11 protein-coding genes are annotated in these 13,040 nt (G+C 55.9%); 5 read left to right on the plus strand and 6 right to left on the minus strand.

Annotated elements, in window-relative coordinates; genetic code table 11:
• Positions 1 to 160: 160 nt before the first annotated feature.
• A complete protein-coding gene (purT, locus tag DXXMK7_RS10045; RefSeq protein ID WP_038918960.1) occupies positions 161 to 1,339 on the minus strand; it encodes a formate-dependent phosphoribosylglycinamide formyltransferase in 1,179 nt (392 codons plus the stop codon).
• 283 nt (positions 1,340 to 1,622) lie between these two features.
• On the opposite strand from purT, the gene DXXMK7_RS10050 reads away from it, so the two are divergent.
• Positions 1,623 to 3,659: a S9 family peptidase gene (locus tag DXXMK7_RS10050; RefSeq protein WP_038918961.1), complete on the plus strand. Its 2,037-nt coding sequence runs from the start codon at positions 1,623 to 1,625 to the stop codon at positions 3,657 to 3,659.
• Between the two features lie 530 nt (positions 3,660 to 4,189).
• Here the strand turns inward: DXXMK7_RS10050 and DXXMK7_RS10055 are convergent.
• Positions 4,190 to 4,420: a DNA polymerase III subunit theta gene (locus tag DXXMK7_RS10055; protein ID WP_038658972.1), complete on the minus strand. Its 231-nt coding sequence runs from the start codon at positions 4,418 to 4,420 to the stop codon at positions 4,190 to 4,192.
• 160 nt (positions 4,421 to 4,580) lie between these two features.
• Here DXXMK7_RS10055 and copC point away from each other — a divergent pair, with 160 nt between their 5' ends.
• The 4 genes from copC to DXXMK7_RS10075 all read left to right on the plus strand — a co-directional run bounded on the left by copC (position 4,581) and on the right by DXXMK7_RS10075 (position 7,864).
• A complete protein-coding gene (copC, locus tag DXXMK7_RS10060; RefSeq protein WP_082170933.1) occupies positions 4,581 to 4,961 on the plus strand; it encodes a copper homeostasis periplasmic binding protein CopC in 381 nt (126 codons plus the stop codon).
• 3 nt (positions 4,962 to 4,964) lie between these two features.
• Positions 4,965 to 5,873: a copper homeostasis membrane protein CopD gene (gene copD, locus DXXMK7_RS10065; RefSeq protein WP_038918964.1), complete on the plus strand. Its 909-nt coding sequence runs from the start codon at positions 4,965 to 4,967 to the stop codon at positions 5,871 to 5,873.
• Positions 5,874 to 6,155: 282 nt separating this feature from the next.
• The gene (gene ftnA, locus DXXMK7_RS10070) at positions 6,156 to 6,665 is read left to right on the plus strand and encodes a non-heme ferritin (RefSeq protein ID WP_038658962.1); all 510 of its coding nucleotides are present in this window, start codon (positions 6,156 to 6,158) and stop codon (positions 6,663 to 6,665) included.
• Between the two features lie 539 nt (positions 6,666 to 7,204).
• A complete protein-coding gene (locus DXXMK7_RS10075) occupies positions 7,205 to 7,864 on the plus strand; it encodes a DNA/RNA non-specific endonuclease (RefSeq protein WP_238555987.1) in 660 nt (219 codons plus the stop codon).
• A gap of 494 nt (positions 7,865 to 8,358) precedes the next feature.
• Here DXXMK7_RS10075 and DXXMK7_RS10080 read toward each other — a convergent pair whose 3' ends face one another.
• Genes DXXMK7_RS10080 through DXXMK7_RS10095 form a run of 4 tightly spaced genes read right to left on the minus strand, consistent with a single transcriptional unit; the run spans position 8,359 to position 12,811 of the window.
• A complete protein-coding gene (locus tag DXXMK7_RS10080) occupies positions 8,359 to 9,498 on the minus strand; it encodes a response regulator (RefSeq protein ID WP_038918967.1) in 1,140 nt (379 codons plus the stop codon).
• Entirely contained in the window at positions 9,491 to 10,588 is a 1,098-nt protein-coding gene (locus DXXMK7_RS10085) for an HDOD domain-containing protein (protein WP_038918968.1), read from the minus strand. Before DXXMK7_RS10085 ends, DXXMK7_RS10080 begins: the two co-directional genes overlap by 8 nt.
• On the minus strand, positions 10,579 to 11,694 hold the full coding sequence (locus DXXMK7_RS10090) for a sensor histidine kinase (protein WP_038920959.1): 1,116 nt from the start codon (positions 11,692 to 11,694) through the stop codon (positions 10,579 to 10,581). Before DXXMK7_RS10090 ends, DXXMK7_RS10085 begins: the two co-directional genes overlap by 10 nt.
• Positions 11,687 to 12,811: an FIST N-terminal domain-containing protein gene (locus tag DXXMK7_RS10095; protein ID WP_038918970.1), complete on the minus strand. Its 1,125-nt coding sequence runs from the start codon at positions 12,809 to 12,811 to the stop codon at positions 11,687 to 11,689. The genes DXXMK7_RS10090 and DXXMK7_RS10095 overlap by 8 nt, the downstream gene beginning before the upstream one ends.
• Positions 12,812 to 13,040 lie beyond the last annotated feature (229 nt).

Genomic DNA, 13,040 nt, shown 5'->3' on the forward strand with positions numbered 1-13,040 from the left:
TTTGTGCTTACTCGGCGGGCCGGCAAACCGTCTTGCGCCTGTTCTGGCGACAGCGGTCGTTACAACAAGTCTGCCGTCTGGCTCTGGTATTACTGGAGGAGAGGATTCAGGCCCACGCGAAGTCATGAGCCTGATGTGAAGACATGATCCTGATGTAATGTCAGCCGCTTACCTTAACGGCTGACGCGGTGGACTTCGCCAGTTGCACGGCGGCATCCGTGCTGTCGGCGGTCGCCAGCGCAACGCCCATACGACGGCGACCGCTGATGTCCGGCTTGCCGAACAGGCGAATCTGGGTATACGGCCGCAATGCCTGCTCCAGCCCCTGATAGCGTACATCGCTGCTGGTCAGTTCCGGCAGGATAACCGCGGAGGCCGACGGGCCATACTGGCGAATCGCGCCGATCGGCAGGCCGAGGAACGCGCGAACATGCAGCGCAAACTCGGACAGATCCTGCGAAATGAGCGTCACCATGCCGGTATCGTGCGGGCGTGGCGACACTTCGCTGAAGATGACTTCGTCGCCGCAAATAAACAGTTCCACGCCAAACAGGCCGAAACCGCCCAGTGCTTTCACCACGTTACCGGCAATCTCTTTGGCTCGCGTCAGCGCCAGCTCGCTCATCTGCTGCGGCTGCCAGGATTCGCGGTAATCACCGTCTTCCTGACGATGGCCGATCGGCTCGCAGAAGTGCAGGCCGTCAACCGCATGGATGGTCAGCAGCGTGATTTCAAAATCGAATTTCACCAGCCCTTCCACAATCACTTTTCCGCCGCCGGCCCGGCCGCCTTCCTGCGCATAGCGCCAGGCGTGGTCAAGCTGTTCCGGCGACCGGATCAGGCTCTGGCCTTTTCCCGATGAGCTCATCACCGGTTTGACGATACAGGGAAAACCCAGCTCATGGGCAGCCTGGCGGAACGCGGTTTCGTCAGCGGCAAAACGGTAACTGGACGTCGGCAGGCCCAGCGTTTCCGCCGCCAGCCGGCGGATGCCTTCGCGGTTCATGGTCAGACGGGTGGCTTCGGCGCACGGCACCACGCGCTGACCCTGCCGTTCCAGCGCGACCAGCATATCCGTGGCGATAGCTTCGATTTCAGGCACGATGTAATCCGGACGTTCCTGCGCCACCAGTTGTTTCAGCGCGTCGCCATCCAGCATGTTGATGACGTGGCTGCGGTGGGCGACTTGCATGGCCGGGGCATCGGCGTAGCGATCGACCGCGATGACCTCAATACCCAGACGCTGACACTCAATCGCCACTTCTTTTCCCAGCTCGCCGGAGCCTAACAGCATAACGCGGGTGGCTCCGGGACGCAGGGCAGTTCCCATTGTTAACATAACCTGATACCTGATGGTGTTGTAAAAAAGAGCTTGCAGTAAAAACCGGGCAGACCGGGGCCCGAACGTGGCCGCAGTATAAACGAAAACGTTTGCGTTTGGCATTACTCGCGTACCGGTACGCAAAAGCGAGTGAAAATTCATGCAGATCTCGGCACAAGCTGGATTCCCCCGATGATTCATGACAGGCTTTGGGCATTTGCCGTCTCACCACCGTTGGCTCGCCAGCGCGAGGCGGGATGTAAGGCAGAGCCTGATCAATGAATGGAAAGGAGTGACGTGGATGAAAGCGCCGCAAGCCGAAAAACGCCCGCATGTGATGACGATGCATGGCGATACCCGCATCGATAATTACTACTGGCTGCGAGATGATGAACGCAACAACCCGGATGTGCTGGCCTGGCTGCAGGAGGAGAATCGCTATTGCGATCAGATCATGGCGCCCCATGCCGCGCTGCGTCAGACCTTGTACGAGGAAATGGTGGCGCGGATCCCCGGTGAGGACGTCTCCGTGCCTTACGTGAAACGCGGCTATCGCTACCAGAGCCGCTATGAACCCGGTAAGGATTACGCTATCTATCAGCGTCAGCCGGAGCAGGAGACGGGGAGCGACTCCTGGCAGGTATTGCTGGATGGTAATCAGCGGGCGGCAGGCAGCGAGTTCTACAGTCTGGGCGCGCTGGGCGTCAGCCCTGACAACCATTTGATGAGCGTGGCGGAAGATTTGCTGTCCCGTCGGCAGTATGTGGTGACGTTTCGCGACCTCGACACCGGCGAGTGGCTGACGGATCGGCTGGAAAATGTCTCGGCCGGCAGTGAGTGGGCGGCGGACTCCCGCACTCTCTATTACGTGCGTAAAAATCCGCAGACCTTGCTGCCTTATCAGGTTTATCGCCATCGTCTGGGCGAGGATCCGCAGCAGGACGAACTGGTGTACGAAGAAACGGATGACGCGTTCTATCTTAGTCTGGATAAAACCACGTCCGAGCGTTATATCCTGATTTATCTCGACAGCACCACCAGCACGGAAATTCTGTTGCTGGACGCCGCCGACCCACAGGCAACGCCGCGCGTGTTTGTGCCGCGGCGACCGGATCACGAATATGTGGTCGATCATTTCCGCGACGCATTTTATGTTCGCTCCAACAAAGACGGCAAAACCTTTGGTTTCTACCGCGCCCACGATGCCAGCGAGTCGGCATGGGATGCCTTGATTGCCCCGCGTCCGGAGCGGGTGCTGGAAGGATTTTCGCTGTTTGACGACTGGTACGTGGTCGAAGAGCGCGAGCACGGGCTGACTCACATCCGCTACATTCACTGGCAGACGCAAGAATCTCGGCAGATTGCCTTTAACGACCCGGCCTATGTGACCTGGCTGAGCTATAACCCGACGCCGGAGAGCACGCAGCTGCGTTACGGCTATTCCTCCATGACCACGCCGATGACTATCTATGAGCTGGATATGACGACCGGCGTTCAGGTGGTGCTCAAGCAATCAGAGGTGAAAAACTTTGACGCCGGAAATTATCGGAGCGAGCGATTGTGGGTGACGGCCCGCGATGGCGAGTCGGTGCCGGTATCGCTGGTGTATCACAAAGATTGCGAACTGAGCCAAAGCCCGCTGCTGGTCTATGGCTACGGCGCTTATGGCAGCAGTATGGATCCGGAATTCAGCAGCAGTCGTCTTAGCTTGCTGGATCGCGGCTTCGTGTATGCGCTGGCGCATATTCGCGGCGGCGGCGAGTTGGGGCAGCAATGGCACGACCAGGGGCGTCTGTTCAACAAGATGAATACCTTTACGGATTTCATTGATGTCACGCAGGCGTTGCTGGCGCGCGGTTACGGCGATCCGGCGAAAACCTTCGCGATGGGCGGCAGCGCGGGCGGGTTGCTGATGGGGGCGGTGATTAATCTGGCGCCGTCGTTGTTCAGTGGCGTGGTGGCGCAGGTGCCGTTTGTCGACGTGCTTACTACCATGCTGGATGAGTCCATCCCGCTCACCACCGGTGAATACGACGAGTGGGGTAACCCAAACAATGCGCAGGATTATCAGTACATCAAACAATACAGCCCTTATGATAGCGTCTCGGCGCAGGCGTATCCGCACCTGCTGGTGACCACCGGTCTGCATGATTCTCAGGTTCAGTACTGGGAACCGGCCAAATGGGTCGCGAAACTGCGTGAACTGAAAACGGATGACCACCTGCTGCTGTTGCATACCGATATGGGGTCAGGGCATGGCGGCAAATCCGGCCGTCTGGCTCAGTTTGAAGATATCGCCCAGGAGTTCACCTTCTTGCTGATGGTGCTGGAGCGCTAGTCGGCGTTGAATAGCGTCTGTACGTCAGGCAGGTAACTTCCCAGGTATTCTCAAGGCGGTGGAGCAGGGGAAACGGGGGAATAACAGCGACTGGTCAGCGTTTGAAACTGCGATCACCGGGTGTCAGGAGGCAGAGGGTGATCGCAGAAATGTTGCCTTGGCGATGATGCTGTTCAATTGACCGGAAGAACGGCGGCAACTCAGTTGGTTTCAGGCTGTGGTTGAGCCCGTTTAGCCCGCTTTTCCGCCCGTTTCTGCGCGGCGGTTTTCAGCGGTTTTTTCTTGGCGTTTTTCTTGCTGTCCATTCCTTTACTCATGTTGTGCCTCGCTTGGTAAAAGGTTGGTTTGCCTGTTTATTAACCTCCTGTTTGCGCAGAGATGCAAGGGGAAAAAAGCGTTTTTTTGACGGACGGCGCCGCGTCAGGCGACCGGTTCAGGCAAGACGGCAGAACTGGAATCAGACGGCAAACAGGCGCTACCCGGCCGTACCGGGTAGCGCCGCTTCGAAACCATGTTGGAAAACGGGATCGTTATTTACTGTTGGGGTCGTAAGGCAGGGTGGAGAACTGATGCGACATCTCCCGGTAATAGCTGACCCTTTCCCGGAAATAGGTGCGCAGGTGCGCGGGCTGATGCTGCTCGATTTCATCCAGGATCACCGGCATGTTGTAGCGTTCGCGAAACGCCACGCCGGATGCCGCCAGATCCACATTGACCTTTTCCATTTCTTCATAAGGAAGTTCGGCCAGATTGTATCCCATGATTGCCTCCTCTCTGTTGCGCCACAAAATTAAAGCAGAAGTGTGGAATTGGCAAATTCTGTTACCGTCCTGTCCCTCGACAAGGCGACGGGGGGCTCGTATCCTTGCCGCTGACTCTTGGTTCCCGAGCGCAATGGGGATCGTCAGAAAGGATGAAATCATGTTGAAACGTAAAGTTTTTCCGGCCCTGCGTGTAGCGATGTTGATGGGGAGTCTGGTTATTTCCCACTCGGCACTGGCGCATGCGCACCTCAAAAGCCAGACGCCGGCAGCGGATAAAGATACCCCGGTGCAAAAAGCGCCTTCTTCTCTGTCGCTGCTTTTTTCCGAAGAGATCGAACCGGCTTTCAGCGGTGTTGAATTGATGTCGGCGGGACAAACCGTGCCGGTGGGCAAAGCGACGGTGGAAAGCGACCATCGCAACGTTCTGGTGGTGCCGCTTGAGAAGCCGCTGGTCAGCGGCAATTATCAGGTTCGCTGGCATGTGCTGTCGGTTGACGGTCACAAGACGGAAGGAAGCTATCGCTTCGGCGTTAAGTAAGCGATGACGCTGGAATGGCTTTACGCGTTGTCGCGCTTCGGACATTTCTCCAGCCTGATGCTGTTGGTCGGTTCGGCATGTTACAGCACGCTGCTTGCTCCCCAAACGTATCGGGTTCGGCTGGCGTCGCAGTTGCACGGTCTGATGGCGATCAGCTGTGTGGCGGCGTTATTGACCGCCGTAGCCATACTGGCGGCGCAAACCGGCTTGATGAGCGGCGATTGGCGTAATATCGGCGATGCCGGCATCTGGCGCGCCGTATTGGGCACCCGCTTCGGGAAAATATGGCTCTGGCAGCCCGTGCTGGCGCTGATGGCCTGCGTGGTGTTTTTCTGGCGTAGCCGTAGCCGTAGCCGTAGCCGTAGCCGTAGCCGTAGCCGGCAAGCGGGCGTGCTGGTGCTTGGCATACTGCAATTATGCGGCATGGGGTGGGTGGGACACGCGGCAATGCTGGAAGGATGGCCCGGCGTATTGCATTGCATCAATCAGATCGTGCACTTGCTGTCCGTGACGTTTTGGGTCGGAGGGCTGCTTCCACTGCTGTTTGTGTTGCAGGATGCGCGGCTGTTGCAGACACGAACGGACGCTATCCTGACGATGATGCGTTTTTCCCGCTATGGTCACCTGGCTGTTGCACTGGCGATCCTGACCGGGCTGGTGAATACCAGGCTGATTCTCGGCTGGCCATTATCGGCCGCCGGGCTGTATGGCGCGTTGCTGGCAGTGAAAATTCTGCTGGTGGCCGTTATGGCGCTGCTGGCGTTATTCAATCGGTATTGGGTGGTGCCGCGTTTTCGGCGGGCAAATACCGCCGCGTATGGCTATTTTCTGCGACTAACCACGGTGGAGCTGGCGTTATCCGTACTGATCATCGCGCTGGTCAGCTTTTTTGCTACGTTATCACCGGTTTGAATCGTGCAAGGGTGAGAAATATATCCTGTGCCGTATTGCACGTGTGAGATAAATACCGCAGGTCTATTTTCTAACAGCAAGTGTTGATAATGAAAACAATTATCAAATCATAATCTGCGATCATTTTTACCATAATGAAAAGCATTATCATGGCTAAATGATAATGCTTTGAATTTATAGCGAAATTATTCACTTATTGGTTAATGGAATGTTTTAAATTTTATTATTTGCAGGCATAATGCCAATCCATCAGTCACCTGCCAGTAAAAATAAGGAACGGCCATGTTAAAAAAAGAAATGATTCAAAAGCTGAATGAGCAGCTTAATCTTGAATTTTACTCCGCCAATTTATACCTGCAGATGAGCGCCTGGTGTGGCGACAAAGGTTTCGAAGGGGCGTCGACTTTCCTGAAATCGCATTCCCGTGAAGAAATGGAACACATGCAGCGCTTGTTCGATTATCTGGACGATACCGGCAGCCTGCCCGTGCTGGGTGCAATCGCCGCACCGCCGGTCGATTTCAACTCACTGCAGGATGTGTTCAAACTGACCTATGAACATGAGCAATTGATCACCAGTAAAATCAATGAGCTGGCTCATGCAGCCATGACGTTGCAGGATTACTCCACCTTCAACTTCCTGCAATGGTACGTAGCGGAACAGCATGAAGAAGAAAAACTGTTCAAGTCTATCCTCGACAAGATGGGCATGGTGAATGCTCAGGAAGGCGGTCTGTTCTTTATTGATCAGGATCTGAAGAAAATGGCGGCATCCGTCACGCCGTCAGCCTGATGATGGCCGGGCAGCATCAGGCTGCCCGGTTTACTGGTATTTCCCACCTATTTTTCTGGGGCATCGGCGATTATAGCTATTGCACCGCATGCGGTATATTTTCGGTATTTCCCTCAGCCATACTCTTTCCACGAGTTAAACGTCATTTCGTAACGACACGCCAATTCTTGTTTTGTAATCAGGCATGATTACTTTATGCATGAACATTGCTTTCTTTCCGATTGTGAACATTCTATCCGCCGTCTGAATATTATATGGGCGGTGAGATGTCTGTTGCCAGGGTGCTGATGCGCCATCGCATGCATCGTTGGTGGACATTGCGGTTTGGTGAACGCGGAACGTACCGGACACACACGATTATTTCGACGGCCAACGGAATAATAACGGGGCTTCCCGGCGGATTCAGTCTGGGCCGCCGTCGGTTAGCGATGGGCTCGATAAGTTGATGCCCAGCAGGATTAATCGAATTCACCGTACTTCCGTAAGAGAGCGAGCTGATGGCATTAAAACAAACGATGCGTTATTTATTATTGTCATTGATGCTGATGATGGCGTATTTACCGGTAATAGCGGGTCAGTCGTTATGTCCCGGTAAATTTATCAATGATGAAACACCCAATATTCATTATGACGAAGAGATTTGTTTCACTGAATTTGTCGTGCTTTATAGTTATGCGAATAAAGCGCCATTAATTTCCGCACAACGTTTAACCGCCGAGCGGGTCAAGGCGGCGGACGGCATTTCCCGGCGCGACTCATTTCATGTTGAGCCATTAATACCTCAGGCCATGCGTTCAGCAACTGAAGATTATGAGTATTCAGGGTACGATCAGGGGCATATGACGCCAGCGGGGGATATGCCAAATCCTCTGGCGCAGCATGAGTCTTTTTCCATGTCGAATATGACGCCGCAGTTGCCGAAACTGAACCGGGTATCCTGGCGTAAAATCGAAGCGTCGGTGCGTAAACTGGCGTTGCAGGATGGCGAGGTATGGGTAGTGACGGGAGCCGTATTCGGCAACAGGAGAATCGGCAACGGCGTATCGGTGCCGACCCTGATTTATAAAGCCATCAGCAGTCAGTCTGCCCAACAGGTTTTTGTGGGCGATAACACTACCGGTGTTGTCACCCGTCTGTCAGTCAGCGACTTTTCCGCCCGGTATTCCATCGACCCCTTTCCGGCTCTTAAACAGCCCTGAATGCCGATAGCGGGAACACCGGTGAACGCTGCTAATAATTTGTAGGGCGGTGCGGGTTAAACCGATCGGTGGCAGCGATCAATTTCAAAAAATTGATCTGTAAAAACGTCTATAAAATAACCGCTTCTAATGACATGATGTCAATGCTAAACGCTAATTTGAACGCCAGGGAAACGGCCCACTGAGCAATCAGTGGGTTTTTAGCGAATACCACGGTCGGCGATTATCGAACGGCCAATATTATTATTACGCATTTATTGTGGTGCCGGACTAAGCGGTTTTATCCGTGCTCGGCCTTTGGCGCCTGCTCACTGAGCATTGCACTATTCACTGCCACAATATTCTCACTTCCACTATATTCACTGCACCAATCATTGCCCCAATGCGAGCGTAAAAGACGCTAATCCTCCGCAGCAGAATGGCCGCCAGCCTGACATTCAACGATGCCCCACGTCTGCGCTATTCGGGTTTGGCGAATTCCGTCCATGACGTCGCTAAGACGCTGCGGTGTCTGGAACTCCACGCACCCGAATCGGCTCCTTAACGGCGTTGGCGGCGAGGAGATGTTGAAGGGCGGAGATGGCGGTGTCGGTGAGTTCATGACCTTTGGTGAGCACCATCAAGTCGTTGGTGGTGCGGATGTCTTCATCTATCACCCAGCCGGACTTCAATTCGCAAATGCGCACAGAACGAACGCCTGCCACATTGGCGCGGAAATCAGCCAGGGTTTTGATGATGTACTCAGGGATCGCCGGTCGTACCGCGCGCAGGATTTCCCCAGGGTGTTCCAATGCCGGCCCCCGGGCTGAATAGCGCTCCAGTTCGAGGGCGGCGCGCAGAAGGTGAGCGCCGCGGATAACCTCAGTAGGGGCGCTGTGCGGGGCAACTCTGGCCTGGTGACGGATGATCTCGGCCACCAGTTCGAGGCGGGGGATGTGTTCCACCAGGCGACCGGCGACATCCGGGTGTTCCTGAAGGAGTTTTTTCTCCTCCTCCGTGATATCGCGCTGGGCCGCGTCGGCCTGGACGATATCGGCGGGGATACCCACACAGCCGATTTGGCTCAATGAAGCGGCGATGGTGTATATCCATCCATCAGGCCATTCCAGCTTGGGCAGCGCGTGGCGGACACAGGACTGGGCGAACGCCGCCCGCTGAAAAGCCCACGGCGCGACCATGGCGAGCACTTCAGTCAGTGTCTTGACCGAGGCGGTGAGGGTGGTTTCCAGCAATTCCTTTTCCGCACAAACGAGACGGTACTGACCGACTGCGTCATTAAGCGCCGAAACCAGTTCCTCTTTGGGGCATGGTTTGCAGAGGTAGCGAAAAATAGCCCCTTTGTTGATGGCGGCGATGGAGGATTCCACGTCGGCCTGCCCGGTGAGGAGGATACGCACGCTGTCGGGGGATATTTCCCGTGCTTTGGCGAGGAAAGCAGCGCCGTCCATGCCGGGCATGCGCATATCGGACATGATCACGGCAAAACGCTGGCCCCAGCGAACGGCGTCCAGACCAGCTTCACCACTGGGAGCGACCACGACGTCGAATTCGCCAAACAGGTTTCGCTCCATTGCAGCGAGCACATTGGGTTCATCGTCTACGCACAGAACCCGGGGCAAGGCGGTTTCAGTCATTGAGAGTTTCCTGCGTGTGGGCGAGCATCGCCTGCCACTGCGGCAGTTTGTTCAGCACGCCAGTCTGTTCGAGATAGTCCAGATCGAGGACACCGTTGTTGGCGAGGGTGACCGCGACATGCACGGTACCGATCGCGCCGAAGACTTTTTCCGTAGAACGGGAAGGCTGCATATGACAGGCCACGGCTTCCACGATGTCCATGGGCAACCCCCACAAGGCCAGCAGATAGGCACCTACCGCGGCGTGCGTGGGCATGCCGCTGCGCGTGGTGGCAGCCTCTCCGTCGGGCTCCCTCAGTTCGGGGATAAGTTGCGCAATGTTGGCGAGCAGGGCGGCGGTGGCTTCCACTCCCTGATGGTCGGAAATGCGGGCGGCTAGTGTGGAGGCGAGCAGGGCGCGTTGTTGTAGCCGGTCCACATAAGGGGCCGTCTTCGCGCCGGCAAAGACCTGAGAGGCCAGAACCAGCAACTTCACCTGATCCAGCCCTAAGTGGGTGATGGCGTTTCCGATGTCATTAATGTGTCCGCCTCTGGCGAAATAGGCTGAATTAGCAAGCTGCATAATCTTGGCGCTCAGCGCAGGGTCTCTGCCCAGAAGCTCGGCGATGTGTCGGGTATCGCTGCCGGGGGTGGCAATGAGACTGCATATTTCGCTGAACACTTTGGGGGCAGCCGGCAGCCGGCTGGTTCTGCCCACTATCTCGACTACGGTGGGGTCCTGGAACATGTCGCGCAGGGCCAGAGCGCTTCCTACCATATCCAGTAGCACCGTGCTGTCACAGGGTTTGGAAACGAACCGGTGAGCCACGTCTAACATACGCAGGGTGGCGTCAGGTTCGGAGTAGCCGGACAGGATAATTCGTATTGTGCCAGGCCAGCGGTTGCGTACCTGAGTAAGCAATTCAGCGCCATCCATGAAGGGCATTCGCATGTCGGACACCACCACGTCGGCCGGCTGTTCCTCCAGCATCGCAAGTGCTTCCTGACCGCTATTGGCGAAGCGGCATTCCCATTCGCTGTCTTGCATCATGAGGGCCCGCTCAATACCAGAAAGCACCCGACTTTCGTCATCGACGAACATCACTTGCATGCGGGGCCTTCCTCTTTGTGGCAGTGGAGGGGCAATTTCAGTATGAACGTCGTGCCCACGCCTTCTTCCGACTCGCAACGGATCAGCCCATCATGTTTGTCTACCACGGTTGAATAGACAATGGCGAGCCCCTGGCCGGTGCCTTTGCCTACGGCTTTGGTCGTAAAGAAGGGATCGAAGATGCGGTCGCGGATCGCCGCAGGGATACCGCCTCCGTCGTCTTTGACCCGGATTTCCATATGTTCGCCGTCCCGCGCCGCGGAGATGATGATGCGGCCCTTCTCTTTGATGCCTTGCTGGATGGTGTCGGCGATGGCGTGGGCGGCGTTTACCACCAGATTGATAATGGCCTGGCCGATCATGTCGCGCAGACACGGCAGTTGCGGCAAGTCGTCTTCGAAGTGCGTCTCAAGTTCTGCCACGTATTTCCATTCGTTGCGGGCGACGGTCACCGTTGTGTTGATGACCTCGCGCACATCCACCAACGCTTTCTCGTTGTGAGAGGGATGGGAGAATTCCTTCATGGCGGCCACGATCTTGGCGATATGACTAAGGCCCTCCAGCGATTCGTCTAGGGCGCTTGGGATCTGGCGGCGCAAGAACTCCACTTTAGTGCGTTTGAGGACAGCGTCGAACTCCGCCACGATGGGGTCTTCGGCCATCTTCCCCCGCGTGGCCTCGGCCAGCGTGAGGGCGGAGTCTAACAGGCTTAGCAGAGAAACGGTGGCGGTTTTAACGAAACCCACATTGTCGGAGACGTACTGGGTTGGCGTGTTGATCTCGTGGGCGATGCCGGCGGCGAGTTGGCCGATGGACTCCATCTTCTGAGCCTGCAGCAGTTGGGCCTGGGTGAAGCGCAATTCGGTGAGGGCTTTTTCTAGCTCCTGGCGTTCATTCTCTAACTCCAGGGTCTTGCGGGCGACCACCTTCTCCAGACCTACGTTTTGCTCCAGAATGGCAAAAGGCGTGGCGTGGCTGTGTCTGGCTTCTTGTGCGATGCGGCGCTTGAGTACCTCAATGGTCTTGTCCCGGGCGGTGAGCTTGCGCTGGTATTCGGCGGCGGACAAGACAATGGCGGACGCTTCGGAAAATGTTCCTTCAGTCAACGTGTTGTCCTCCAATAGCGATGCCCGTGAAGGTTTGGTTCACGTGCAATCCGTTGTACTGTTCGCCGTAGGTGGAAAAGCCCACTACCCGATTCTGCATCATTACATCGCCGATCTGCTGCTCAAGCCCTTCCTGCTCGAACTGGAGGCGGCGCAGGATGCAATCGCAGCCAATGATTACCGCGGGCTCCGGAATTGTCTCGCGGACCTTGTCAAAAGCCTGTCTGAGGGTTTGGACTGGGTCCTCCGCCTTGCCGATGGCGACGATCAACCCTTCTTCAATGGCGCAGTAGCAGGTGAGAGAGAGGTCTTCGTTCCATTTCTGTATGGAACGGACGTAGGGTTCATCGCCGAAGGAGAGCATCAGCGGATTGCGGGAAAATACCGTCGGCGTCAATTCGTGCACCGTGAGGCCAAGGGCTTCTGCATAAACCTGAGCGGCGGGTTCGCCGTTTATCTCCAGAATGAGTCGCTTCTCCGGATCGGCCTCGGTGATGACTAGCTCCACCTCGCTGGGCTCGAAGTGTTGCACTTTGAAGGTGGTGACGGGCGAATTGGTTTCGATAACGGCGAATACAGCCGCATCGGAAATGAAGCGTCCATTTCCATCATAGACATGGGTTTTTTCGAAACGCAGGTCATCGCCAGCGGAACCGCCGATGATGGGAACGTTGCCGATCTGCTGGTAGAGGTTCGCCACCAGGCGCTCTTCGACCATAGACAGCCCATCTACCAGCAGCAGGCCGAAGCGATGCAGGTTCGGTCTGGCCTCGCTGTCGCGGCGAATGGCTTCGGCGATGTCGGCCACGACCGCGGTGTAGTTTACCAACGGCTGAATCATGAAAAAGCGAGTGCGGAAGTCTTTGCCCAATCCCAGCCCCAACAGTCCGGAGTGCTGGAAGCCTTCTGTGCCAATCTGACCAGAAGAGGTGCAACCTATACAGGGGCAGGAGAAGGTGTTCTTCAACTCCCGACCCAGGACGTCCAGGTCGTAGTCTGGAGAACAGAAGAAAATGACGGTATCGATGCCGTCATGACCAATCTGGCTGGCAAATTCGGCAACAGCCTGGACCGGGTTCGGTGATTCGCTACTGGCATATTTGGGTTGGAAATTCATGACGAGTTCTCCCGATGCTAAGCAGAAACCTTCGCCCGCGCTCCTGCATTATCCCGTTATCCTCAGTCAGTATCCCTCTGTAATCTATCCCTCTTCAGAGAGGTTAGGTGGTGGTGTTACAAATAGCAAATATGTAGAATTTTATCTTATCTATGCATATCCGCAGGGCGGCCAGCCTCGCTGGCTGGCGCGTGAACGGTGAAAACGCAATCCGTCCTCAGAGCGGATT

Origin of the sequence: Dickeya sp. MK7, assembly GCF_000406305.1 — a bacterium.
In the GTDB taxonomy this organism is placed as follows: Bacteria; Pseudomonadota; Gammaproteobacteria; order Enterobacterales; family Enterobacteriaceae; genus Dickeya; species Dickeya fangzhongdai.